The sequence below is a fragment of the Edaphobacter modestus genome (genome assembly GCF_004217555.1).
In the GTDB taxonomy this organism is placed as follows: Bacteria; Acidobacteriota; Terriglobia; order Terriglobales; family Acidobacteriaceae; genus Edaphobacter; species Edaphobacter modestus.
This window is the reverse complement of record NZ_SHKW01000001.1, coordinates 876,060-897,653: the sequence shown is the minus strand read 5'-3', so window position 1 is coordinate 897,653 and position 21,594 is coordinate 876,060. Positions and strand designations below refer to the sequence as shown.

At 57.2% G+C, this 21,594-nt stretch carries 18 protein-coding genes; 9 read left to right on the top strand and 9 right to left on the bottom strand.

The window, feature by feature from the left end:
* Positions 1-59: 59 nt before the first annotated feature.
* The 5 genes from BDD14_RS03700 to BDD14_RS03680 all read right to left on the bottom strand — a co-directional run bounded on the left by BDD14_RS03700 (position 60) and on the right by BDD14_RS03680 (position 8,012).
* On the bottom strand, positions 60-878 hold the full coding sequence (locus BDD14_RS03700) for a hypothetical protein (protein WP_165419918.1): 819 nt from the start codon (positions 876-878) through the stop codon (positions 60-62).
* Between the two features lie 39 nt (positions 879-917).
* Positions 918-1,193: a fibronectin type III-like domain-contianing protein gene (locus tag BDD14_RS03695; protein ID WP_130417618.1), complete on the bottom strand. Its 276-nt coding sequence runs from the start codon at positions 1,191-1,193 to the stop codon at positions 918-920.
* Between the two features lie 878 nt (positions 1,194-2,071).
* Positions 2,072-3,535 (bottom strand): efflux transporter outer membrane subunit, encoded by a 1,464-nt coding sequence (locus tag BDD14_RS03690; protein WP_130417617.1) that lies wholly within the window; start codon positions 3,533-3,535, stop codon positions 2,072-2,074.
* A 47-nt stretch (positions 3,536-3,582) separates the two neighbouring features.
* Positions 3,583-4,839 (bottom strand): efflux RND transporter periplasmic adaptor subunit, encoded by a 1,257-nt coding sequence (locus tag BDD14_RS03685; protein WP_130417616.1) that lies wholly within the window; start codon positions 4,837-4,839, stop codon positions 3,583-3,585.
* On the bottom strand, positions 4,839-8,012 hold the full coding sequence (locus tag BDD14_RS03680) for an efflux RND transporter permease subunit (protein ID WP_130417615.1): 3,174 nt from the start codon (positions 8,010-8,012) through the stop codon (positions 4,839-4,841). Before BDD14_RS03680 ends, BDD14_RS03685 begins: the two co-directional genes overlap by 1 nt.
* Before the next feature lie 287 nt (positions 8,013-8,299).
* On the opposite strand from BDD14_RS03680, the gene BDD14_RS03675 reads away from it, so the two are divergent.
* Positions 8,300-8,935 (top strand): GntR family transcriptional regulator, encoded by a 636-nt coding sequence (locus BDD14_RS03675; protein ID WP_130417614.1) that lies wholly within the window; start codon positions 8,300-8,302, stop codon positions 8,933-8,935.
* Between the two features lie 375 nt (positions 8,936-9,310).
* Here the strand turns inward: BDD14_RS03675 and BDD14_RS03670 are convergent, their stop codons facing one another.
* A complete protein-coding gene (locus tag BDD14_RS03670; protein ID WP_165419916.1) occupies positions 9,311-9,832 on the bottom strand; it encodes a transposase in 522 nt (173 codons plus the stop codon).
* Here BDD14_RS03670 and BDD14_RS35020 point away from each other — a divergent pair.
* Together BDD14_RS35020 and BDD14_RS03665 are read left to right on the top strand one after the other, a co-directional pair.
* Positions 9,765-10,187 (top strand): outer membrane beta-barrel protein, encoded by a 423-nt coding sequence (locus BDD14_RS35020; RefSeq protein ID WP_479724006.1) that lies wholly within the window; start codon positions 9,765-9,767, stop codon positions 10,185-10,187. The genes BDD14_RS03670 and BDD14_RS35020 overlap by 68 nt on opposite strands.
* Positions 10,091-10,375 (top strand): hypothetical protein, encoded by a 285-nt coding sequence (locus tag BDD14_RS03665; RefSeq protein ID WP_130417612.1) that lies wholly within the window; start codon positions 10,091-10,093, stop codon positions 10,373-10,375. Before BDD14_RS35020 ends, BDD14_RS03665 begins: the two co-directional genes overlap by 97 nt.
* Positions 10,376-10,847: 472 nt before the next feature.
* Here BDD14_RS03665 and BDD14_RS03660 read toward each other — a convergent pair whose 3' ends face one another.
* Both BDD14_RS03660 and BDD14_RS03655 read right to left on the bottom strand, forming a co-directional pair.
* On the bottom strand, positions 10,848-11,111 hold the full coding sequence (locus BDD14_RS03660) for a hypothetical protein (protein ID WP_130417611.1): 264 nt from the start codon (positions 11,109-11,111) through the stop codon (positions 10,848-10,850).
* Between the two features lie 41 nt (positions 11,112-11,152).
* Positions 11,153-12,160: a Gfo/Idh/MocA family protein gene (locus BDD14_RS03655; RefSeq protein WP_165419915.1), complete on the bottom strand. Its 1,008-nt coding sequence runs from the start codon at positions 12,158-12,160 to the stop codon at positions 11,153-11,155.
* Between the two features lie 57 nt (positions 12,161-12,217).
* Here BDD14_RS03655 and BDD14_RS03650 point away from each other — a divergent pair, with 57 nt between their 5' ends.
* From BDD14_RS03650 to BDD14_RS03630, 5 genes are all read left to right on the top strand, one after another.
* Positions 12,218-12,715 carry an IS110 family transposase gene (locus BDD14_RS03650; protein ID WP_278045465.1) on the top strand — a complete coding sequence of 166 codons (498 nt, stop codon included), beginning with the start codon at positions 12,218-12,220 and terminating at the stop codon, positions 12,713-12,715.
* Entirely contained in the window at positions 12,643-13,275 is a 633-nt protein-coding gene (locus BDD14_RS03645; RefSeq protein ID WP_165419913.1) for a transposase, read from the top strand. The genes BDD14_RS03650 and BDD14_RS03645 overlap by 73 nt, the downstream gene beginning before the upstream one ends.
* A 909-nt stretch (positions 13,276-14,184) precedes the next feature.
* Positions 14,185-14,958 (top strand): P-loop NTPase family protein, encoded by a 774-nt coding sequence (locus tag BDD14_RS03640; protein WP_130417609.1) that lies wholly within the window; start codon positions 14,185-14,187, stop codon positions 14,956-14,958.
* A complete protein-coding gene (locus BDD14_RS03635; RefSeq protein ID WP_130417608.1) occupies positions 14,922-16,445 on the top strand; it encodes a Y-family DNA polymerase in 1,524 nt (507 codons plus the stop codon). The genes BDD14_RS03640 and BDD14_RS03635 overlap by 37 nt, the downstream gene beginning before the upstream one ends.
* Entirely contained in the window at positions 16,438-19,671 is a 3,234-nt protein-coding gene (locus BDD14_RS03630; RefSeq protein WP_130417607.1) for a DNA polymerase III subunit alpha, read from the top strand. Before BDD14_RS03635 ends, BDD14_RS03630 begins: the two co-directional genes overlap by 8 nt.
* 235 nt (positions 19,672-19,906) lie before the next feature.
* Here BDD14_RS03630 and BDD14_RS03625 read toward each other — a convergent pair whose 3' ends face one another.
* Complete coding sequence (locus BDD14_RS03625; protein ID WP_242618220.1) at positions 19,907-20,722, bottom strand: class I SAM-dependent methyltransferase; 816 nt, start codon at positions 20,720-20,722, stop codon at positions 19,907-19,909.
* Positions 20,723-21,033: 311 nt separating this feature from the next.
* Between BDD14_RS03625 and BDD14_RS03620 the strand changes: the two genes are divergently transcribed.
* Complete coding sequence (locus tag BDD14_RS03620) at positions 21,034-21,462, top strand: phospholipase D-like domain-containing protein (protein ID WP_165419912.1); 429 nt, start codon at positions 21,034-21,036, stop codon at positions 21,460-21,462.
* The last annotated feature ends 132 nt before the right edge of the window (positions 21,463-21,594 follow it).

Below are 21,594 nucleotides of genomic sequence, written 5' to 3'. Positions count from 1 at the left end.
GGACCAAAAACTGTTTTTTCGCTTTTTATAGAGGATCTTTTCGCTATTGGTCATAACTTTCAAATCGCCTCTGAGATCCTGCTGCGTTTTGAGGATGGAGAGAGTGCATGGCCTAGGCGCTTGTTTTCCACGATAGCGGTGTGGATGACGCGCTGTTCCTGGGTCCAATATTTCAACGTAGCTCTCTGTGCTCTCGCTAGGCACAAAAAGCGCAGCTGCATCAGTCTGCTGGTTGCGTCGTCAATAAACACGAGAAAGCGTACAGGGGACTCTACGATCCTCGAACGTCTCCGGGACGCAGGGCTCCGGGCCGACCCTCCATGTGCGTTTTGTCCCCCCGCGTCCGAAGTGCTGGCGATCGATCCATGGATCCGCTCGCTTCCCCCCACCACGCGGTCGCCCGCTATAGTAATCTCCGCGTTATCCCGAAGGCTCAACACAACGTGCGAGTGCGGTCCGGCCGGGAACGTGAACCGGTAGTACGCGCTCTTCTCCCCCGCCGTCAGCTCCGCCTTCGCGTTCCACGTATCGAGGTTCACCGCATAGTAGTAAGGAGTGGCCGTCTCGAAGTCATGATCGAACTCCGATGCGTAGCTCTTCGCATGTGTATCCGCTGCCCCCGTCGAGACCATCAGCATCGCCGGGCCGGCGGGAAAGCCATAGATCTTGTCGGCCAGATAACGGTCCGTGATGCCGGGGGTCGTCACTGGGGCCAGCCTCGCCATGCCATACGGATACTGCACATAAGGGATCGTCGGCGTAAGCAGTTGTCCGATGCTCCCGATATTGGGCCGCACATAATCCACCGGAGCCTTCGGCTCGGCCGCCTGCGCCACGTGGAGCACCAGCAGCGCCGCCCCGGCAAAGCATGTCGTCATCCATCCCTTCTGCATGTTGTTCCCCCCCGTCTCTCCCTCTCAAGGCTTCAGGACAAACTGCGCGCTCAGCGAGGCCAGCGAAGTTCCGCACGCCCAAATCGTATACGTTCCCGGCTCCACGGCCCACCGCTCTGCGTTCCACACCGCAAGCTGGCCCCGCGGAAGATCGAAGGTCACCTTCTTCGTCTCGCCGGGCTTCAGATGAATCCGTGAAAATCCCGCCAGCGACCTCCGTGGCGTCTCTACGCTGCTGACATTCTCGTGGACATACATCTGGACAACCTCATCTCCTTCGGCCTCCCATATTCGTAACATCCACAGTCACCTTAATGTTTCCCTTCCTCCCGACCGCCGGAGCCGCTGCCACAAGGTGCTCATAGCGGAAGCTCATATAGCTCAGGCCAAAACCCGAACGGGAACAGCGGCTTCCCATCGCTATCGACCTACTTCTCCATCCGCGACGGGTCCGAGTTATAGAACGCCGGCAGCTCTCCCACGCTGCGGGAAAAGTAATCGTAAGCCTGCCCGCCAAACTCCCCGGATACCACGCCTCCACGATGGCGGGGACGTGATCCTTCGCCCATCCGATGGTTGAAGATACAGGGCCGATCCACCCTTCGCCGGTCGTGCCTGCTGCCCCACCGCAGAGAGATAAAGAAGCGATCCGCATAGAAGGACCACAGCCCACACGCGGACTGCTCCCCCCAAAAATGTTTCTACCATTCTGCTTCCAGTCGAAATCAGTCATCGTCCTTCCAGGAGGACTGCCGTTAGCCTCTTAGGTCTGGAATACAGTAATCGAACTCGGATCGGGGAGCAACGTTAGCGAGAGTTCTAACGGTTCCTTATTTATTGAAAACAAATGGATTTAGTAAATCCATCGAAGGCTAACAGGTACACACGACCGGAAATAGCGGAGAAAGCAGAGGGGGCCGGTGGTCAGCGCAAATAAGTGTGCCTGGGTGCGCCAAAGATAGACGCATAGGTCCGGTCGCCTCGCGCTTCTTGGCTCGGGACGGGAATGGGATGTAGGTTGCAGGCTCTCAACCCATCTCTCTCTCCGATCCCAAAGACCTGCTCATCCCATCTGGGGACTAATCCGTCATCATCTGCTCACGCTTGAAACCATACCCATTCACGAGCGTCATTGCGTCAAATTGCAACGACACGATTGCGTACCAGTCTTTCGACCTCTACAGCTTTGGCGATTTCTGGATATCCCAGCCTCCTCCAAGCGCCTTGATCAAGAGAACACTCGCGTCAAGTTGTCTGCGCCTAATGTCGATGTCATTGCGCTGATCAGTAAGTACTGTGGTCTGGGATGTAATCACTTCCAGGTAAAGGTCCAATCCGGCTTCATAGCGCTGGTTAAAGGTTTGTAAGGACTGGATCGCTGCATCCGTTGCGTGATATTGCAGCTCCGCCTCTCCCTGCAGAACACGCAGTGCCGACAGGTTGTCTTCTACCTGCTGGAATGCACTGAGCGTCGTCTGACGGTAGGTGGCGACCGTCGCGTCATAGCCAGCGCGTGCACTTTCAGTTGTGGACCGGCGCCGGCCAGCGTCGAAGAGGGTTTCTGAGAAAGTAGATCCCACTGCCCAGAAGCGACTTGGCCAGGTAAACCAGTTCAACGCGGAGGTTCCCTGCATGCCGACGAGGGCGCTGAGCGAAAGGGATGGATAGTACGCCGCTTGCGCAATGCCGATCTGCTCATTTGCAGCGGCCATGCGGCGTTCGTCAGCCGCTATATCCGGCCGCCGCTCCAGCAATTCGGAAGGCAGCAGCCCCGGGATCGCCGGCATTTGCGGCGTCTCCAGATCGAGCGGGATGGGCGCAATGGTAAGTGCCGCGGGCGGTTTACCGATCAGCACAGCGATGGCGTGCTCGAACTGGGCGCGCTGCACTTCAATATCGCTGCGCTGCACCATCGCCTGATCCAACTGCGACTCTGCCTGAGTTACGTCGGAGCGCAACGCGAGACCTCCGTTAAAGCGCTGCTGAGTAAGCTGCAATGCGTCCTGGTAGGCCTTGATCGTATCGTCCAGAAGTTTTTTCTGACTATCCGCACTGCGCAAACCGAAGTAGTCCGTGGCCAGTTCCGCATGCAAGCTCAGCCGCACGCTCTCGATATCGGCGGCGCTCGCCTGCGCCTGCTCTCTGGCAGCGGTTACGCCGCGGCGGATGCGCCCCCAAAGATCAACTTCATAGTTCATGTCAAAGGGCAGGACGAAGTTGCCGCTGCCATTGTTGGCGAGGCTGGTGAGAAAGTAGGGTTGATTGGCTGATTCGCGCACGGAGCCCACGCCAGGTGCCACGCCAATCGTGGGCGCCTCATTCGCGCGCGCATAGCCTATGGCGGCCCGCGCGGCCCGGAAGTTTGCCTCCGCCGCCTTCAGCGTCTGGTTCGCGGAATTGACCTGCTCTTCGAGAGTACTCAGTTGCCGGTCCTGGTACATGAGCCACCAGTCACCTTTCAGCTTCTGGTCACTGGGCTGTCCGGGCTTCCATCCGTCGCTTCCTTCTGCCTGGGTAACAGGAGCTTCTTCCTTGAAGGAAGGTGTGGTGATGGCGGCGGGCCGTTTGTATTGCGGGCCCACCATGCAGCCAGCGAGCAGCAGCACTGCCACGCTGCCGGAGGTGGGAAAGAGTCTATTCACTATGCCGCTCCCTAATTTTTAAATGGCACTCGAAGCGCATCGTTGCCTTACTGAACAACGAAGACCTTCTGCCCGTTACTTAGCAGATCACTTGGATTGCTCACCAGCCGTTCTCCGCCACGGAGTCCTTGTGATATTTCAACCTGGGCTCCCATATCCTGACCGATGTCGACCGGAATAAAGTGCACCGTGTCATCCGAGGTGACCGTGACCACATGCGTGCCATTCTTATCGATCACCAGGGCGGTTGAGGGGATAACCAGAGATGGCTGGCTTTGCGCCAGGTCAAACTTAACCTGCCCGTACATACCGGGCAACAGGGATCCGTCGTGGTTATCCACCTGGACCTCTGTCAGCATCGTGCGGGCTGCCAGATCCACCGACGCCGCGCTACGCGACACAATAGCCGTGTACGGATGACCTGGCCTCTCCTCCACAGTCACAGTCGCCTGCTGACCGTCTTTGATTCCGAGTGCGGCAGACTGTGGCACCTCCACCTGGACCCGTAGAACATCGCTTTGCGCAATGCTGAAGAGGCTCTTGCTGCCATTGCCGCTGCCATCATTCACCAGGTCGCCCTGTTCCACATTTCGCGCAGTAATGACTCCTTCAAAGGGCGCCACGACGCGTTCAAATCCCTGCAGCTGCACCAGCCGTTCAACGTTCGCCTTTTCCGCGCTCAGCCTTGCCTGCGTAACGGCGATATTGGCTGCTGCGGCCGAGACATCCGCGTTGCGCGCGTTGAATGCCTGCTCGGTATCGTCCACCGACTGCTGCGTCACCGCATGCGTTTTAATGAGGGGCGCGTAGCGATCCCTTGTTATGCGTGCCAGGTCGAGATTGGCCTGGGCCTGCTGCAGGGCAGCCTTGGATTGTTCCACTGCGGCCGCAGCCTCTTGAACATTTGCGCGGGCCTGATTCAACTGCTGATCGATCTCAGGCGTCGAGATGAGCGCCAGAATCTGGCCCGCCTTCACATGCGCTCCGATATCGACGAAGCGCTTCTCGATGTATCCATTGGTGCGCGCATAGACCGAGGCGGTGTACATAGGCTCGAGACTTCCCGGCAAGGATAGCGAGGTATGGGCCGGTGCCTGGTGAGGTTGCACCACGATTACTTCGGGAAGAAGGACGGTACTGGCATGAACCACATCCTGCGCTTCCCGGTTTCTAATGACACGCGGCACGATGCCGATTGCCAGCAAGAAAATCATCACCACGACTCCAGCGACGACTCGGATGGTCTTCGTGCGAGAGGGAGTCGAAACTTCAGACTCAACCAGTGTGCTATTTGTTGGAGTCATTATGCGTTCTCCTGTTGCTGATTTTTGCGGTTTCCGTGGACGAGGCTGTACATCAGTGGAACGAAGAACAGCGTTGCGAAGGTGGCCATCGAAAGACCGCCAATGACGGCACGAGCCAGAGGAGCATTTTGCTCTCCACCCTCGCCCATCCCCAGGGCCATCGGCAGCATGCCGACGATCATGGCAAAGGCCGTCATGATGATGGGGCGCAGTCGGGTGGCACCTGCGGAGACCGCAGCATCATAGGCGGAGTAGCCGGCCTCACTCTGTTGCTTGGCAAATGTCACCAGCAGAATGGAGTTTGCAGTCGCAACTCCGATGGACATGATGGCACCCATGAGACTGGGCACGTTGAAGGTTGTCTGGGTGAGAAAGAGCGCCCACACGATGCCACAGAAGGCTCCTGGAAGCGCACAGATAATGATGAACGGATCGAGCCAGCTCTGGTAATTGACCACCATCAGCAGATACACCAGCATTGCAGCGAAAGCCAACCCGATGCCGAGGCGTGTGAAGGCCTCATTCATACTCTCCACCTGGCCTCGGATCTCGATTACGTTTCCCGGAGGAAGTTTTTTCTGCGCGTCCTCTACGACCCGCTGCACCTTCTTCTCGATGGAGCCAAGATCGGTAGCCTGGGTATTGAGGAGTACGTCGTAGGCTCTTTGCACATTGTGATGATTGATCACTACCGGCTCGTACGAAGGCGTGATCGTGGCCAGGTTGCCGAGCATCTCTGTCTGGTTGGGCAGCGTCTTGATGGGGATCGGCGTATTCTTCAAGGCGTTGATCGAATCCAGACGGTACTGTGGCGTCTGCGCCGTAACCGTATAGGTGAGGTTCATCTTCGGATCGACCCAGAAGTTGGGTGCGACCGCGTAGCCGGAGGCCATGGAGACGAACAAATTATTGGCTACATCCTGCTGGGTCAACCCGAACTGCGCCGCCCGCGTCCGATCCACGTCGATCTTCAGATTAGGACTGTCCATCACCTGTTGCAGGTGAACATCCACCGCGCCGGGTATGGCTGCGATTTTGGAACGTAGAGAACGGGCGACGTCGAAGTTGCCGGCATCGGTTCCCTGGACCTCAACGTCGATCGGTGCGGAGAGGCCGAAGTCGAGAATCTGCGTCACCATGTCCGCAGGCTCGAAGTAGAAGGTCATGGCCGGGAATTTCTTCGGCAACTCCCGGCGCAATGCCTCGATGTACGCCTCCGTGGGAGCATGGTTCTGATTCAACGATACGAGGATCTCTCCGTCGAAGGCACCGATGTTGGGAGTAAAGCCAAAGGTGAAGTCGATGGGATCCTGGGGAAGGCCGATATCATCGAGAACCAGGTTCAGTTGATTGGCTGGAACCACCTGACGGATGTTCTGCTCCACCTGACTGAAGAGGACAGCCGTCTGCTCGATACGGGTTCCCGGCATGGTACGCACATGCAATCGGAATTGACCCGTATCGACGGCGGGAAAGAAGTCACGCCCGATAAAGGGCAACAAAAGAAATGCGGTCGCCATCACGCCGGCACAGGCGATGAGAGCGGTCCTGTGATTTTCGAGGAAGCTATGAAGCAGGCGGGTGTAGTACTCCTGCACCTTCAGATAGCCCGCGTTGAACCGATTGGTGAAACGTTCGAACCATGAAGACTGCTTGCCCGCTGCCGTTCGGTGCGGCTCGTCCGCTGAAGAGTGATTCTCACTGGCAAGAAAGTATTTGACCAGCGTCGGCACCAGAGTGCGGGAGAGGATGTATGAAGCGATCATGGCAAAGACCACGGCCATCGCCATCGGCGTAAAAAGATACTTCGCAGGCCCCGTAAGAAAGACCACCGAGACGAAGACAATGCAGATCGTCAGCGTGGAGACGAAGGTCGGCGTCGCAATCTCCGCCGCTCCGTGCAACACAGCATCGTAGAGAGACTGCGTGCCCATGTGCCGGTGAATGTTTTCGATCGTAACCGTGGCGTCGTCCACCAAAATACCAATCGCCAACGCCAGACCACCCAATGTCATGGTATTCAGCGTCTGTCCCAGTGCGTTCAGGACGATGATGGAGCTCAAGATGGAGAGTGGGATCGAGATTGCAATAATGAGAGTACTGCGCCAACTACCCAGGAAGATCAGGATCATCAGGGCCGTGAGGCACGAAGCGATCGCTCCCTCGCGCAGTACGCCCTCGATGGCGGCGCGAACGAAGACGGATTGATCGAAGAGGCCCTGGATCTTCATGCCCTTCGGCGCAGCCGCTTGAACGATAGGAAGAACCTTATTCTTGATTTCGTTGATGATCGTCAGCGTGGAGACAGAGCCGGTTTTGAAGATGGGGGTCAGCACGGATGGCTTGCCGTTTGCGCGCACGATGTTCTGCTGCACCATCCAACCATCTCTCACATGCGCCACATCACGCATGAAGACCACGGAATTATTCACCACTTTGACGGGCACATCGTTCAGCGCCAGTGCGTCGACGGGGCTGTTGTTCAGGCTTGACCCATACTCGCGCCCACCAATTTTGATCGTGCCCGTGGGCATCGTTACATCCTGCGCGGTGATGGCGCTTTCAATATCAATCGGCGACAGCCCTTTTGCCAGCAGCGCTTGCTGATTCAGGTCCACCATAATCTGGCGGACAACTCCTCCATGCGGGGCCGAGAGCAACGTTCCCGGAATTGTCGATATCCTCTGCCGTATGCGAAAGATGCCATAGTCGTACAACTCGGATTGCGACAGCGTATCGCTGGAGAGTGCTAACTGATAAATCGGCACGGTGGAGGCGCTAAAGCGCAGCACCCAGGGCGGATTTACTCCTGCAGGAAAGCGAAAGCGAATCGATTGTGTGGCTGCACCCACCTGCGCCATCGCGGCATCAATCCGCACCTGGGGCTGAAAATAAATCATCAGTACGGCGTAGCCGCGAACGGTCTGCGAGTCAATCGATTTCACGTCGTTCACCGTCGACATGATGAACTCGCTGAACGTTGTGATGCGTTGCTCCATCTCCTGGGCTTGCAGGCCACGGTAATCGTAGACAACGGTGATGACGGGGATGTCGATGGCAGGAAAGATATCGGTCGGCATCGTCGCAATCGACGACAGCCCCAGAAGGAGAATCAGGATGGAAGCAACGATGAACGTATAGGGGCGATTCAGCGCCAGTCGAACAATCCACATACCAAAATCTTTCTGCCAAAAGGACTACTGCCCCATCCCCTGGGGAACGAAGGTAGCGCTTCAACGTTGTGCAAAAGGAGATGTGCTCGTACAGAAGCGTCTCGCTCTTGCGCTTGGAAGCGTTGTTCTACATCGACCTACTCGATCGAGAGAAACTCGCTTAGAAGGTTTCAAATACTGTCACCAAATGGTGCCAGCCGAGAGGCCTCGTAGCGGATTTCAGGGCCTGCATTCTTATAGATTATCTATAGGTGACTTTGGTCGCAGATTATTTATAATTTTAGGAAATGGCGACGACGAAGCAACACTCAGTCCAGCATCAATCAATGGCCGAGCAGGTCAAACGGGACCTTCTGCGGAGGATTATGAACGGGGATCTTCCTCCTGGATCGCGCCTCGTTGAACTGCAGATCGCCCATGAGTTGCATACCAGCCAGGGGCCGGTGCGCGAGGCTCTGTGCGAACTCGAGGCGCTCGAACTTGTTGTGACAGAACCCTACAAGGGAAGCCGAGTGCGAGAGGTGACACCGCAGGATATGCGAGAGGCATATATGGTGCGCGCCGCTCTCGAGGAGATGGCAGGACAACTTGCCGCTCCTCGCTTCAAGGGCTCAGTAGGTAACTTGAAGAAGCCGGCGGCGGCCATCCGTGACGCAGCCCGAAAAAAGGACATTGCGGCATACGCGCGCCATGACATCCACTTTCATCGCCTGATCGTGGAGGGAGCCTCAAACCGGATTCTGGCCCGGACTTGGGATTCTCTTGCCTTTGAAGTGCGCGTCCAATTGCGCCTTTCAAAAGGCGAGGTCGATCTGATCGCCGTCCAGGAAGCCCACTGGGGCATCATCGATGCGTTGGAACAAGGAGATGGCCAGCAGGCGGGTGAGTTGCTCCGCAAGCACATTGTCAGTTTCCTCTCATGAACTCAGACGTGAGCGTACCCTCAAGACACAGCGATAAAATTAGTCCTGATATTGTATGGTCCGCCGCCCGACTGCAAGGGAAAGCAAGGAGCGAGAAGACAAGTCTGCGCCAATGGATACGTCAATAGGGGCGAACGCGGTGTCAAGGGCAAAGATATCCTTTCCGCTGCCTGAGCAACGCCCGAAGCGAAGGGTTTAGAGACCAGGGTTCGAGCGGATCCTATTCGAGTCACTTTCCGGTGGAATTGTCTCCACCAACCATCAATACGGCCACGAACTGCGGCCATGATTCCTCTATTCGGACACCCAGCCTATGCTGGGTGCGAGAGCGCCTACTCAGCCTCACGGTCTGGCTTTCGCTGACCAGAATACATTTCAGGCTGCCCTCGATGAGAGAACTTGTGGATACGGTGTCTGGGTGCGACGTATCCAGTACATCCGTATCGCCAGCTTGCGTGCTGCCGCCACCTTGGCCACGGTGAAGTGTTTCTGATGGCAACGGTATAGATATTCCTTGCGAAACACAGGATCAAAACGGACAGCTATGTTCGCAGCTTCGACCAGGAGGAATCGCAATAGCCGGTTGCCCTGCTTGCGGATTCCGCCCATCCGCTGTTTACCTCCAGATGAGTACTCGCGAGGGATTAATCCAAGGTAGCTGGCGACCTGCTTGCCACGCGGGAAGCGGCGAACATCTCCGACTGTCAGCACGAAGGCGAGTGCAGTAACGGCGCCTACTCCTGGCTGGCTCAACAGCAATTGCACATCGGGATAGTTCCCGGCCACCTGCGTTACCGCATCGTTCAGCTTTTCCAGTTGACCTTCCAGCATGCCGAGTAAGTTGAGCAGGTCTTGCCTGCGTCGACCGTTCTCCGTGGTGATCGACGGGAACGGCATTCCGCGCCGCCGACCGTTCTGCGGCAATGTCATCCCCGCAAGCCGTTTGACCAACAGCGCGATGGTGCAGCTTTACAACAGTCTTCAGCCGGTTCCCACGCAGAACAATCCACTCGGCAGCAACTTCGCCTACACGCAGATAACTCCGCAGACCTATCGCGACTACACGGGGCGCGTGGACTACAAGTTCACATCGAAGGACAACTTCTTCGTCCGCTATACCCGGGCAACTACACCAAGGGCCAGAACGAATGGACGGTGGGCAACGTTGGACAGCAGCAGGGGCCTCGCTGGATCAATGTTCCGGCGATGGGATGGGATCACGTCTTCAACGAGCACACAAATATCGATGTGACGTTCGGAGGCACGAACTACAAGACGCACTGCTGCTACTATCCCGGATACGACAAGTACAGTCCAAGCGACCTTGGCCTGCCGAGTTACACCGATCAGTATGCGCAGCAGGCAAACGCCGCGCTGGTGCAGCTGCCTGTCAAATCCAAATCCGTCCTCGGAATCTTGTCAAGTCCAAAACCGACCTAACCGACACAAACTAAACAACATATAAGTGCCGATTAGTTTCCTCCACACTGCTAGACTAAAAACGGTAGAAGCAAAGCCGGGGAGATACCCATCCGGCCTAACTCGTTTGATTTCAATATTTTTACCCATAAAGCTTTTGTTTATAATATTTTAGCGAAACAAGTTCGTTTAAATTACACAAAATAAACGGTTTATGGTCCCACCAGGGGGTACCTGGTGGGACGGGCGAAATGCAAGATTGTCGACTTCGCCCTCTCGAGGCTTCGCGGGTAATGACACTTTTTCAATAGCGAACAGCAATTGGCACCTGCAACTAGAACTGACAACTAGTGCCCGTCTGTCTCCGGTAGAACATGACAGGCTTCGACGTTGACGTTCGTTGGAGAGCCGGCCATCATATTCAATCGCAGCGGAAGCTCGAAGTGGCGTACCGGTCTTCCGGGGGTGATGCCGCAGGTTTTGAAAGCTGCGGTCAGGCGGGCAGGTCGGTTACGAGTTTTCCCGCGGCCTCGATTCCTTCGGCGTTGGCTCCGCTCAGAAGAAGGATGTTACCGTCCTGGTCGGGATTCCGAACCATTGCGAGGATGGCGTAGGACTGGCCGGTGGCCCATCCCAGGGCGGTCGGCGCATATTGATATTTTTCGTGCGGTCCCGGATGAACGTTAAGGATGATCTCCTGCGAGGAGGCCTTGTCGTAGGAAAACCGGAAGCTCATCTGGTCGCTGAAGGGCGCCATCCACGGGTTCGAGCGCGGACTTCCGAGGAGGACGAGCCCTCCTAGAGCTCCTGGGGGTACACGAGACCGATCGCGACTCGGGCATGGTCGAGGATGCTCATCATCTGGCGCGACATGTCGTGTGTGATGATTGGGCTCTCTGTGCAGCTGCTGCGGAGGAGATCGCAGAAGTGATTTACTTCATAATTGAACCCGGTGGATTCAAAGGGCTCGTCAAGTTCTACTGTGCGTCCATCGATGTACCGGATGGTCGCATGGACAGGGTTCCACCACTTGCTCGGGATTGCGACATTTCCTAGTGGCCCGGCGAGTAAAGCGTCGCCCTCACCGTGGAGCCCAAGACCGCAATAAAGCTGGGCCATCCCGTTGAGGTGCCTGGTTTGCAGTGCGGCAAACGTGTCGATGCCCGTTGGGCCTATTTGGCCGAAGGTCTGGACTCGTTCTACAGGGCCGAGCCAGTCGAGCGCGAGGAAGGCTTCGTAGGGGCCAATGCCAAGGAGGCTACCACCACCCACATCCAAGTTGTAGATCGGATGGTTCAGCGAAATATTGGCGATGGAGGACCCTGCACGGACGAAGGCAACTTGTCCGATGGGATCCTGCTCAAGATGTTTCAGGAGCCTGCGGTAAAGAGGGAAGAATGGAGGCTTCATTGCCTCCATGAAGAGCAGGCCCCGTACGCTCGCGGCGACCAACACCTCCTCCAACTGTTGTCCATTCAGCATGGACGGCTTCTCGCAGAGCACATGCTTCCCGGCTGCGAGTGCCGCTAAGGCGTAGGCATGATGACTGTCGGGGTGAGTGGCAATGTACACGGCGTCGATAGGACCGCTCAACATTTGCTCGAGTGTGCGAGTGGTCGCCCCACCGAAGTGCGCCGCAAAAACCTCGGCCACCTCCCGCTTACGTGTCCATGTACAGGTGAGCTTTGCTCCAGTCACATGCCTGAGTCCGGCCGCAAAGCGACTTGCTGAATCGCCTCCGCCGATCACACCCCACGTCACCACTTCAGGCATCTCGCCCCCATTGCTGACTATTTTCCGGCACATTGTATTTTGTAGCTTGCGGTCCGCATCAGCGCCCATTTACTCGACTTTACTCCAGCGTTGTTCCCGCGAAATGGGGATGTCCACCGGGACACGATCTCGGTGGCCGTTGTGGATCAGAGTGGGCGGTTGGTCATGCAGTCGGTGATCCCCACGCAGGCCTCTGCAATTCTGGATTGTGTGAGTGGAATACAGGGTAGCTTGCATGTCACCTTGGAAGAAGGAACGCATTCGGCGTGGCTCTACGATCTCCTGGTGCAACGGGTGAAGAAGTTAGTGGTGTGCAATCCACGCAAGAACGCGCTCTTGAAGTCGGGAAGAAAGAGCGATGCGATCGATGCGCGCAAACTGGCCGAGTTATTGTGGGCGGGGATGTTGTCTCCGTTTTATCACGGGGAGAACAGTGCGCTGGAGGTGCAGCATCTGGCACGCGCCTACGCGATGCTGACCGACGACACGACGCGAACCATGATGCGGCTCAAGCCGTGTTTCGCAGCCAGGCGGTCGTCTGTACTGGCAGGAAGCTGTACGGAAAACGGCACCATGATGATTACCTGAAAGAGTTGGACCAGGATGGCCCACGGAGGCGCGCGGAGTACCTGTATCAGGAGTTGGATGGCTTACAGAAACTACGCCGTCAGGTGCGACACGAGCTGATCGTTGCGTGTCGCAAACACCCGGCGGCGAAATGGTTGCAGTCGGTACCCTTCCTGGGGCCACTGCGCACGGCCGTGTTGATCGGACGAGTGAAAACACCCCACCGTTTCCGCAGCAAACGCCAGTTCTGGGCTTACTGCGGACTAGCGCTGGAGACTCGCGACAGCGGCGAATATTGCGTGGTCAACGGGCAGGTGGAACGCAGAAAGAGGCCGGTATTGATGCGCGGATTGAACTGGAACCATAACCATGAGCTGAAGAACTTGTTCAAGGGTGCCGCGACCACGGCCAGCGTTGGCAGCGGGGTCTTTCAGCAGTTCTACCTTGGACTCTTGAATAAAGGAATGCAGCCAGAGATGGCGCGGCTGACGCTAGCGCGTAAGATCGCCGCCATCACGCTGAAGATCTGGAAGAAAGGAGAAGCGTTCAACCCAGAGCATTTGAAACCACAAGCAGCTTGAGCGCTCAGCACCATCGGAGAACGGATATATCTGTGTAATCCGCCGGTCACCGAGCGCTTGGGTTCGAGGGTGAGTATCCCGGAAAGGTCTAGGCGAAACAGTCTCACTTCCCACTGTATGCCCCCTCGCACAACTCAACAAAAGCAATAGGCCTTGAGTCTCAGATAGAACCATGGTTGGCAAACTGCCCAACTGCTCACAGGCGCGAAGAAGCCGAACGGAAGAACGCAAGAGATTAATGGATCCGACAATCTCCCCGAAGTCAAAGCCGAGCTACGCTCCAGGCATCGAGTCTCAAACGCTGCAAGCGAGGGGCTGGATGTCAGAAAACCAAATCCTCCTTGCGGATAGAAAGAAGTATTTTTGTCTTGACATCCCCTTTTATAGAACCCTTCCCACACTCTTTGGAAATCCCTTCAGGATTCCCACATTACCACGGCCTCGACGACGGGTTAGGTGTTTAGGAGCAACAGCAAAGACCAGCCACAACCTCAATTCATGCCCTCAACTCCGCAAGGGACTTGTAACGGATGTCCCCGGTCCAATGTGTAACGGATGTCCCGGTACACTCATCCCTCAGGAAGGCTTGGTTTCCTTGCTTTGCGCGGAGCGCAGAAAGATGCTTTGTTCTTCGGGTGGGCGTTGCGGGCGGGAAAGGGCCGCAGAGATTCTCTCTTCGCTTTGCAAGCTTTTCTTTTTCTCTTTAGGGGTGTCCGGAGGGGATATTTCTCTTTTGCTCAGACGCCAGAGAAGACCGGATTCCAACGTGTTATCCAGAGATAAGGGGATCGATTGCGACGAACAAGCAGATTGTTAACAATCACTTATCGGGTTCTGCACAAGAAAAGGGTCAAGTCTCGGTTGACAGGCATGGGCACAGGTAGGCGAAGATAGGGCGAACATTGTGCCATGCCCTCGACCGCTTCAATCCGTCTCCAGATCGAAACCACACTCGCAAACCGTGTGCCTGCCGCTCTCACGCTCAAGATCAAGCAGGCTCCAGAACTCTTCTCAACCGGAATCGGCGAAGTGGACGGAGTGCTGGGTGGTGGCGTTCCGCGCGGGAGCATCACCGAAATTGTGGGTGCGGCATCGACGGGCAAGACATCCTTCGGACTTTCTGCCATCGCCGCCATTACGCAGTCGGGTGTGGCTTGCGCGTGGGTCGATGTGAGCGACGCGCTTTCGCCTGAATCCGCAGCTGCGGCGAACATCGTTTTGAAACGGCTGCTATGGCTCCGCATGTCAGCAGAGAGCAAGCAGCGCGTTACAGACAAGCCGTGGCCGCGGCTGGAGCAAGCGCTGAAGGCAACCGATTTGCTGCTTCAGGCTGGAGGCTTCGCCGCCATCGTGCTCGATATGAGCGATGTGCTCCCACAACACACGATGCGGATTCCACTGGCGACGTGGTATCGCTTGCGACTCGCAGCGGAGCAGGCCCGCAGTGCTCTCATCGTTCTCAGCCAAGCTCCATGCGCCAGCAGTTGCGCGGCACTCGCTCTGCGCTGTGAACCGGCCAACATTCATCCCTTCAGCGACAACGGCGAGACGGCCCTCTTCGAGCGCCAGCAATACGCCTTAGTACGAGAGCGCAATCGTAACGAAAGCTCTCCGTTCCTTCGTAAGAAACCACCCACGCGGGCCGAATGGCGCGCCGAAACTCTGTGGACGCGGGTGCGGTGATGTACGCCGTTCTCCATCCCCCGAACTTTGCTGCCCAAGTGGCCGCACAACAGCGCCCGGAACTGCGAAAGCGACCATTTGTGCTGATTGACGGTGAGCCACCAGCAGATGCAGTCTTTGCCGCGAATAAAGCGGCTCGATCGCTCGGTGTTGAAGTCGGCATGACCCGCCTGCAAGCGGAGTCTTTTCCTGAAGTCGTCTCTGTCCCTCGTACACGAGAGGACGAAGGTTCCGCAAATACGCTTCTTCACACCGTCGCGTGCATTTTTTCCCCGCGCATCGAGCACGTCCAGGCGCATCCCGGCACCTACGCGCTAGACATACAGGGCATGAATAGCCTTTTTGGCGACGCCCCACAACTCGCCAGCAAGTTGCGTCAACGCATCATGTCGGCGGGCTTCCTTGCCAATATTGCTGTCGCACAAAACTTTGATGCTGCCCTGTGTCTCGCGTTGGGCAGAACCGGCGTATCCGTAGTGCCACCTGGCTATGAGGCGAATGCGATGCGGGATCTTCCTCTGCATGTATTGAACCTCGCGGCGGAGCATGAGGATAGGTTTCACTCGTGGGGTATTCGCACCTGCGGACAACTGGCCGAACTCTCTGAGACCGATCTGATTGCTCGCATCGGGCAAGCAGGAAAGAGACTCCATTCCCTCGCGCTCGGAGAGTGGCCGCATCTGATGTTTCCGCTTGAGCCGAGCTTCGAGGACGGTCTGGTCGAACGTATGGAGCTGGACTTTCCCGTAGAGATGCTGGAGCCGTTATTGTTTCTGCTCTCTCGCATGACGGATACATTGTTGGACCGGGTAAAGTCGAAGGCGCGTGCGATTGCGTCGCTGCGCGTTGTGCTCAACCTCGAAGGGGGCAAGAAGCATGAGCGGGTTGTCCGGCCGGCGTTGCCTCTGGAGGACACGCCGACGCTACTAAAACTGCTGCAACTTGACCTAGAGACACATCCACCAAGCGCCACGATTGTCAGCCTGGAGTTGCACGCACAATCTGCTGCACCCTATCGCGCGCAGCACGGTCTGTTTCTCCCACAGTCGCCAGAGCCGGGGAGACTGGAGGTGTTGCTTGCGCGTCTGCGGAAGCTGCTCGGTGAGGAGCGCGTCGGTTCGGTCGAGCTGAAAGACGATCATCGACCGAATGCCTTCCGCATGATCCCATTCGCTCCTCCATCACCTGCGAAGAGTGCGAGACCATCTGTATCGGTGCCAACGGCTCTTCGCGTCTGCCGTCCGCCTCAGACTGTCGGGGTTATGCTCACCGGCAACGCGCCAACGCGGGTCTTTTGGGAAGGGCAGAGGTATGCCGTCCGCGAGATAGCCGGGCCGTGGCGCGTCAGCGGGCAGTGGTGGTCGGAGGCCAACTGGTGTCGGGAGGAGTGGGATGTTCGGCTCGCCAGCGACACAGCGGAGCGTGTGTGCCGGCTTGCATTCGATTCGCGCTCTCGATGCTGGTATGTACAGGGGACGTATGACTGAGTACGTCGAACTGCACGCTCGCTCTGCTTTCAGCTTTCTAGAGGGAGCGTCCCTGCCTGAGTTCCTGGTTCAGCGTGCAGCCGATCTGGAGATGCCAGCTATAGCGCTGCTAGATCGCAACGGCTTATACGGTGCGCCACGCCTTCACCTGGAGGGACAGAAGCTAGGTGTGCGGGCGCACATCGGCGCGGAGATCGCCGTGAGCGACTTGGGGCAGCGGTTGCGGCCCGCTGCGTACTTGCCACATCAGCATCCCATCGAACCTGCGCGGTTACCACTGCTGGCGCAGTCACGCACCGGCTATCAAAACCTCTGCCGTCTTATCACCCGTTTCAAGTTGCGCGAGAGCAAGAAGGCCGAAGGTGCAGCGCTTGTCAGCGACTTTGAGGAGTACGGCAAGGGTTTGGTGTGTCTGACCGGCGGCAGTGAGGGGCCGCTGGCTGCTGCGTTGGCACGGGGGGGATACGAAGCAGCGCAGAAGGCCGTCGAGCGGCTGATAGAACTTTTTGGTCTACGGAACGTCTACGTCGAAATTCAGCGCCACTTCGACCGAGAAGAGGAGCATCGCAACCGGACAGCCATCCGCATCGCGCGGTCCCTGAATCTGCCTCTGCTTGCTACGGGAGGAGTGAACTACGCAACGGAGTATGAGCGCGAAGTTCTCGATGTGTTCACCTGTATTCGCCACAAAACGACACTCGATACTGCGGGACGGCTTCTGACGAGGAACACGGAGCGCTATCTGCGCTCTGCGCGTGAGATGCGGGAGCTTTTCTATGACTACCCGGATGCCATCTCCAATACACGAGAGCTGTCGTCCCGTCTGCAATTCGAGATGACCGGTCTGGGCTACGAGTTCCCAGCGTACCCCGTATCGGACGCGGAGACGATGGACTCGTTTCTCCGCAAGCGCGTGGAGGAAGGTATACGCCGGCGCTATCTCCCGAAGAATGACCCGGGCCTAAATGCCAAAGCAACACAGCAGGCGGAGCGGGAGCTGCGGCTGATTGAGCGATTGGGGCTCGCGGGATACTTTCTCATCGTTTGGGATATCGTTCATTTCTGCAAAGACAACGGCATTCTGGTTCAAGGCCGCGGCTCCGCCGCGAATAGCGTCGTCTGCTACGCGCTCGAAATCACCATCGTTGATTCCGTTGGCTTGAACCTCCTGTTTGAGCGGTTTCTCTCGGAGGAGCGCGGCGAGTGGCCGGACATCGACCTAGACTTGCCCAGTGAGACAGACCGCGAGCGGGCGATTCAATATGTGTATCAGCGATATGGAGAACTGGGTGCGGCCATCACTGCGAATGTCACCACGTATCGGAGCCGCTCGGCATCCCGCGAGGCAGGTAAGGCGCTTGGATTCGATAAAAAGACCGCAGGACGGCTCGCGGGATTGGTCAGTGCATGGGAGTGGAAGGGACCGAGTGACGGCCTGGTGAACACTTTCAAAGCTGCCGGATTCGACATGCGGAACGCTCGCATCATGAAGTATCTGCAGATGTGCGGGCGGATGCAGAACCTGCCGCGCAATCTCAGCCAGCACTCGGGCGGCATGGTCATCTGCCAGGGACACCTCGATTCCGTTGTTCCAATTGAGCGGGCGTCGATGGCCGGGCGAACGGTCGTGCAATGGGACAAAGACGATTGTTCCGATATGAAGATCATCAAGGTTGATCTTCTGGGCTTGGGGATGTTGGCCGTTCTCAAGGATACTGCGTATCTGGTGCCGCAATATTATGGCGTGCCGCTTGACTACGCACAGCTTCCGCAGGATGCTGCCGTTTACGAAAGCATTCAGTTGGCCGACACCGTTGGGCTGTTTCAGATTGAGAGCCGCGCCCAGATGTCCGCGCTCCCGCGAACTATGCCGAAGTGTTTTGCCGATCTGTCGATGCAGGTGGCAATCATTCGTCCTGGACCGGTAACGGGAAAGTTCGTAAACCCCTACATCGCACGCAGGCTCGGTAGAGAGCCAGTCACTTACCTGCACCCATCATTCGAGCCGTTTCTTCGTCGAACGCTCGGCGTGCCTCTCTTTCAAGAGCAGGTGATGAAGATAGGCATGGTGGCCGCAAACCTCACAGGTGGAGAAGCGGAAGAGCTGCGCAAAGCGATGGGCGGAAAGCGCTCTCAGGCGATCATCGCCGGAATGACGGCGCGACTCCACGAAGGCATGACCGCAAATGGAATCCGACCGGAGGTGCAGGTGGAGATTATGCGGGTGCTCTCGACAGTCAAAGAGTTCATGTTCCCGGAGTCGCATGCACACAGCTTTGCTTCGATTGCGTATTCAAGTGCCTACACCAGATTTCACTACATCGCCGCGTACACCTGTGCGCTACTCAACAATCAGCCGATGGGATTCTACTCTGCGGCGACGATCCTCAACGACGCGAAGCGTCACGGGCTGAAAGGTCTGCCCATTGATGTTCAACACTCGGAATATTTCTGCACCCTGGAAGTCCTTAGAGAAGCAGACCGTGGCAGATACACAGGTCCGTTCGCCGTCAGAGTGGGCTTCAAATACGTGCGAGGCTTGCGGCGAGAGATAGGAGATGCGATTGCAGAATCACGGCATGTGGACGGGCCATTCGGGTCTGAGTACGATCTTCAGCGTCGCGTGCCTTCAATACATAGGACAGAGTTAGGTTTGTTGGCCGAGATCGGAGCGTTCAATTGGACAGGAGAGAAACATCACCGGCGCACCGCGCTTTGGCGTGCGGAACGGGCAGGGCAGGGTATCGGTCCACTCTTCGTGGGGATTCCAGATGAGCATGAACTGGAGAACTCAGCACCGCTGCTGCCGATGACGACAGAAGAACGTTTGGTCGCTGACTTCGGTGGCACAGGACTAACGATGGGGCCGCACCTCATGGCCTATCACCGTGCAGATATGGACCGAACCGGCGTTATCCCGGCTGGCAATCTGAGAGCAATGCCGGACGGCATCTACACACGCATCGCTGGAGTGGTTATCGTCCGCCAACGGCCCGGTACGGCCAGTGGCTTTATCTTCCTCAGTTTGGAGGATGAGACAGGAATCTCCAATGCGATCATCAATCCCCAATTGTACGAGCGGAACAGGGTGGCAGTGACGCGCGGGAAGATCCTACGGGTCGAAGGCACGCTCCAGAATCAGGACGGCGTTATCTCGGTGAAGGCGTCAGCCGTTTGCGTGCTGAAACTCAGCGAGATTGATGCGCGGTCGCATGACTTTCATTGATCCGCACTCGTTACATAGGGAGAGCATTGCGGGGCAGGAATAGGCCGCAGAGATTCTCTCTGGCTTTACAAGCTTTTTCTTTTCTCTTTAGGGGTGTCCAGAGGGGATATTTTTCTTTATTCGAGGGGGTTAGTTCTGGATGAGACGTACGAGAGTGCCATCCGGGGCGACTAAGGCACCGATGTCAGACGCCCAGAATCGGTAATCCCTTTGCGACGATTCGAGTGAATGGGTGTCAGGCCTTCGATTCCGGCTTCCTCGCGATCAACTGATGCATCCGGCAATGCGCAACCAAGGTGGTTGGTGAAGCGTCCGCCTCGGCCATTCCCGCCACCAGTTCTTCCAGGCGGGCTCCCGACAAGCTTCCTTCTCGCACCATCCCCAGACCCACTGCGTGCAGCGTCCAGTTCCAGAATCCCTTGTGTTTGCCGGTTAGGTAGTGCGGGTGATAAGCATCCCCGTGTACAAGCTCAAAGTCCGCCTCCTTGGCCCACAAATGGATACGGCGACCGCCCGAGTAATCCACTCCGCGGTTGCGGGCTCCTTCCATGCAGATATCGCGTAGTTCGGTATAAGCGGCTGAGCTTGGCTCCGTGTAAACCGCGCTCACGTCCGCTTCCTCGCAAACCATGACGCCGCCCGGCTTCAACGCCGCGTGGATGGCGCGCATCGCCTCAACCGGCTTGTTCAGATGGACCATCAGCCACCGCGAATACGCCACGTCCACGCTCTCGGGCTCAAGTCCGGACTCGTAGATGTTGGCAGAAACGAACCGCGCATTCTTCAGGCCTACCTCTTGTGCCAACTGGGCAGCTACCGCAAGGTTGTCTTCGTTCAGATCGATTCCGGTGGCATTCGCTCCCAGGCTGGCCGCCCAACGCGTGACGTAGCCGAGTCCGCATCCGAACTCCACGAAGCGATGCTCCGATGCGAGTCCGGCGCGCAGCAACAATTCGCGCGTCCGGCCATCGTGAATTTCACTGATCACCCTCAGCCGGTCGTGGTCGCTTCGTCCAGTGCCCAGCAAGTACTTGTCGCCAATTGTTTGCACCAAGGAAGCATACGCTCACACCTCTAGGCGCGGTGTACCGATGGATCGCGTCTGGATGGTCGGCAATCCGGAAAGTAAGACGGTGGTTCCATAGCCGGCTATGCTGGGAGGAGCCTTCCTCCCTTTCTGGTCGTGGCCTTGGTCTTAGGTCTGTGGGGTGTTTTGGAATGAGGCGAAGGCGAAGAGTGATGTCCGTTTTGGCACGCCGAGACTGGTTAAAGCTGAAGAATCGGCTGAGAACCTTCTGTGAGTCCGTAGACTTGCGATCATGCTGTCTTCAAAGTCTGTTCGGCGAATATTTCGTCTGTCTGGTGCTTCTTCTTCCCGCCATCACCGGGATCTCGGCGGCGGGTCAAAGTAGTTCCACTCTCTGCGCCCCAACAGCCCATGCAGTCGTTCTCTATGCGCCGGAGTCGAACCTGGAACGAAGTGAGATAGAGACGCTCAGGACGGCGAAGGTCTCTGTCGATGTGGCGATGTACAGCTTCACGGATCGTGAGCTGGCCGCGGAACTGGTTGGCTTGGCGCGCTCTGGAGTACGGGTGCGTGTCTACCGTGATTCGAGAGAATCAATGCAGGAGAACCAGCGCGGCTCTTCCACCACGCCAACGCTGCTGGCGGGTGGGGTCGAGGTCCGTGTGAAAGCTTCGCAGGACCTGATGCGCTTCAAGAGCTATGTCATCGACGGCGCTCTACTGCGTACAGGGTCGGCCAACTGGCCTCAAGCGCCAGGACAATGATGTGCATTACGAAGTAGATAAGACACTGGCAGCGCGGTTCGAAACTCGCTTTGAAGCCATGTGGGATCGCGCTACGAATCGAATGGCGACGACCCCCACGCAGTAGGGAGGCCATCCTATCTGCGCGGGCTC

Bases quoted from the DNA above. Each gene is read 5' to 3' on its own strand.
- BDD14_RS03700 (WP_165419918.1), bottom strand. From the start codon at position 878: ATGACGACATGCTTTGCCGGGGCGGCGCTGCTGGTGCTCCACGTGGCG.
- BDD14_RS03695 (WP_130417618.1), bottom strand. From the start codon at position 1,193: ATGTTACGAATATGGGAGGCCGAAGGAGATGAGGTTGTCCAGATGTAT.
- BDD14_RS03685 (WP_130417616.1), bottom strand. From the start codon at position 4,839: ATGACTCCAACAAATAGCACACTGGTTGAGTCTGAAGTTTCGACTCCC.
- BDD14_RS03680 (WP_130417615.1), bottom strand. From the start codon at position 8,012: ATGTGGATTGTTCGACTGGCGCTGAATCGCCCCTATACGTTCATCGTT.
- BDD14_RS03675 (WP_130417614.1), top strand. From the start codon at position 8,300: ATGGCGACGACGAAGCAACACTCAGTCCAGCATCAATCAATGGCCGAG.
- BDD14_RS35020 (WP_479724006.1), top strand. From the start codon at position 9,765: ATGCCGAGTAAGTTGAGCAGGTCTTGCCTGCGTCGACCGTTCTCCGTG.
- BDD14_RS03670 (WP_165419916.1), bottom strand. From the start codon at position 9,832: ATGCCGTTCCCGTCGATCACCACGGAGAACGGTCGACGCAGGCAAGAC.
- BDD14_RS03660 (WP_130417611.1), bottom strand. From the start codon at position 11,111: ATGGCGCCCTTCAGCGACCAGATGAGCTTCCGGTTTTCCTACGACAAG.
- BDD14_RS03655 (WP_165419915.1), bottom strand. From the start codon at position 12,160: ATGTGCCGGAAAATAGTCAGCAATGGGGGCGAGATGCCTGAAGTGGTG.
- BDD14_RS03640 (WP_130417609.1), top strand. From the start codon at position 14,185: ATGCCCTCGACCGCTTCAATCCGTCTCCAGATCGAAACCACACTCGCA.
- BDD14_RS03635 (WP_130417608.1), top strand. From the start codon at position 14,922: ATGGCGCGCCGAAACTCTGTGGACGCGGGTGCGGTGATGTACGCCGTT.
- BDD14_RS03630 (WP_130417607.1), top strand. From the start codon at position 16,438: ATGACTGAGTACGTCGAACTGCACGCTCGCTCTGCTTTCAGCTTTCTA.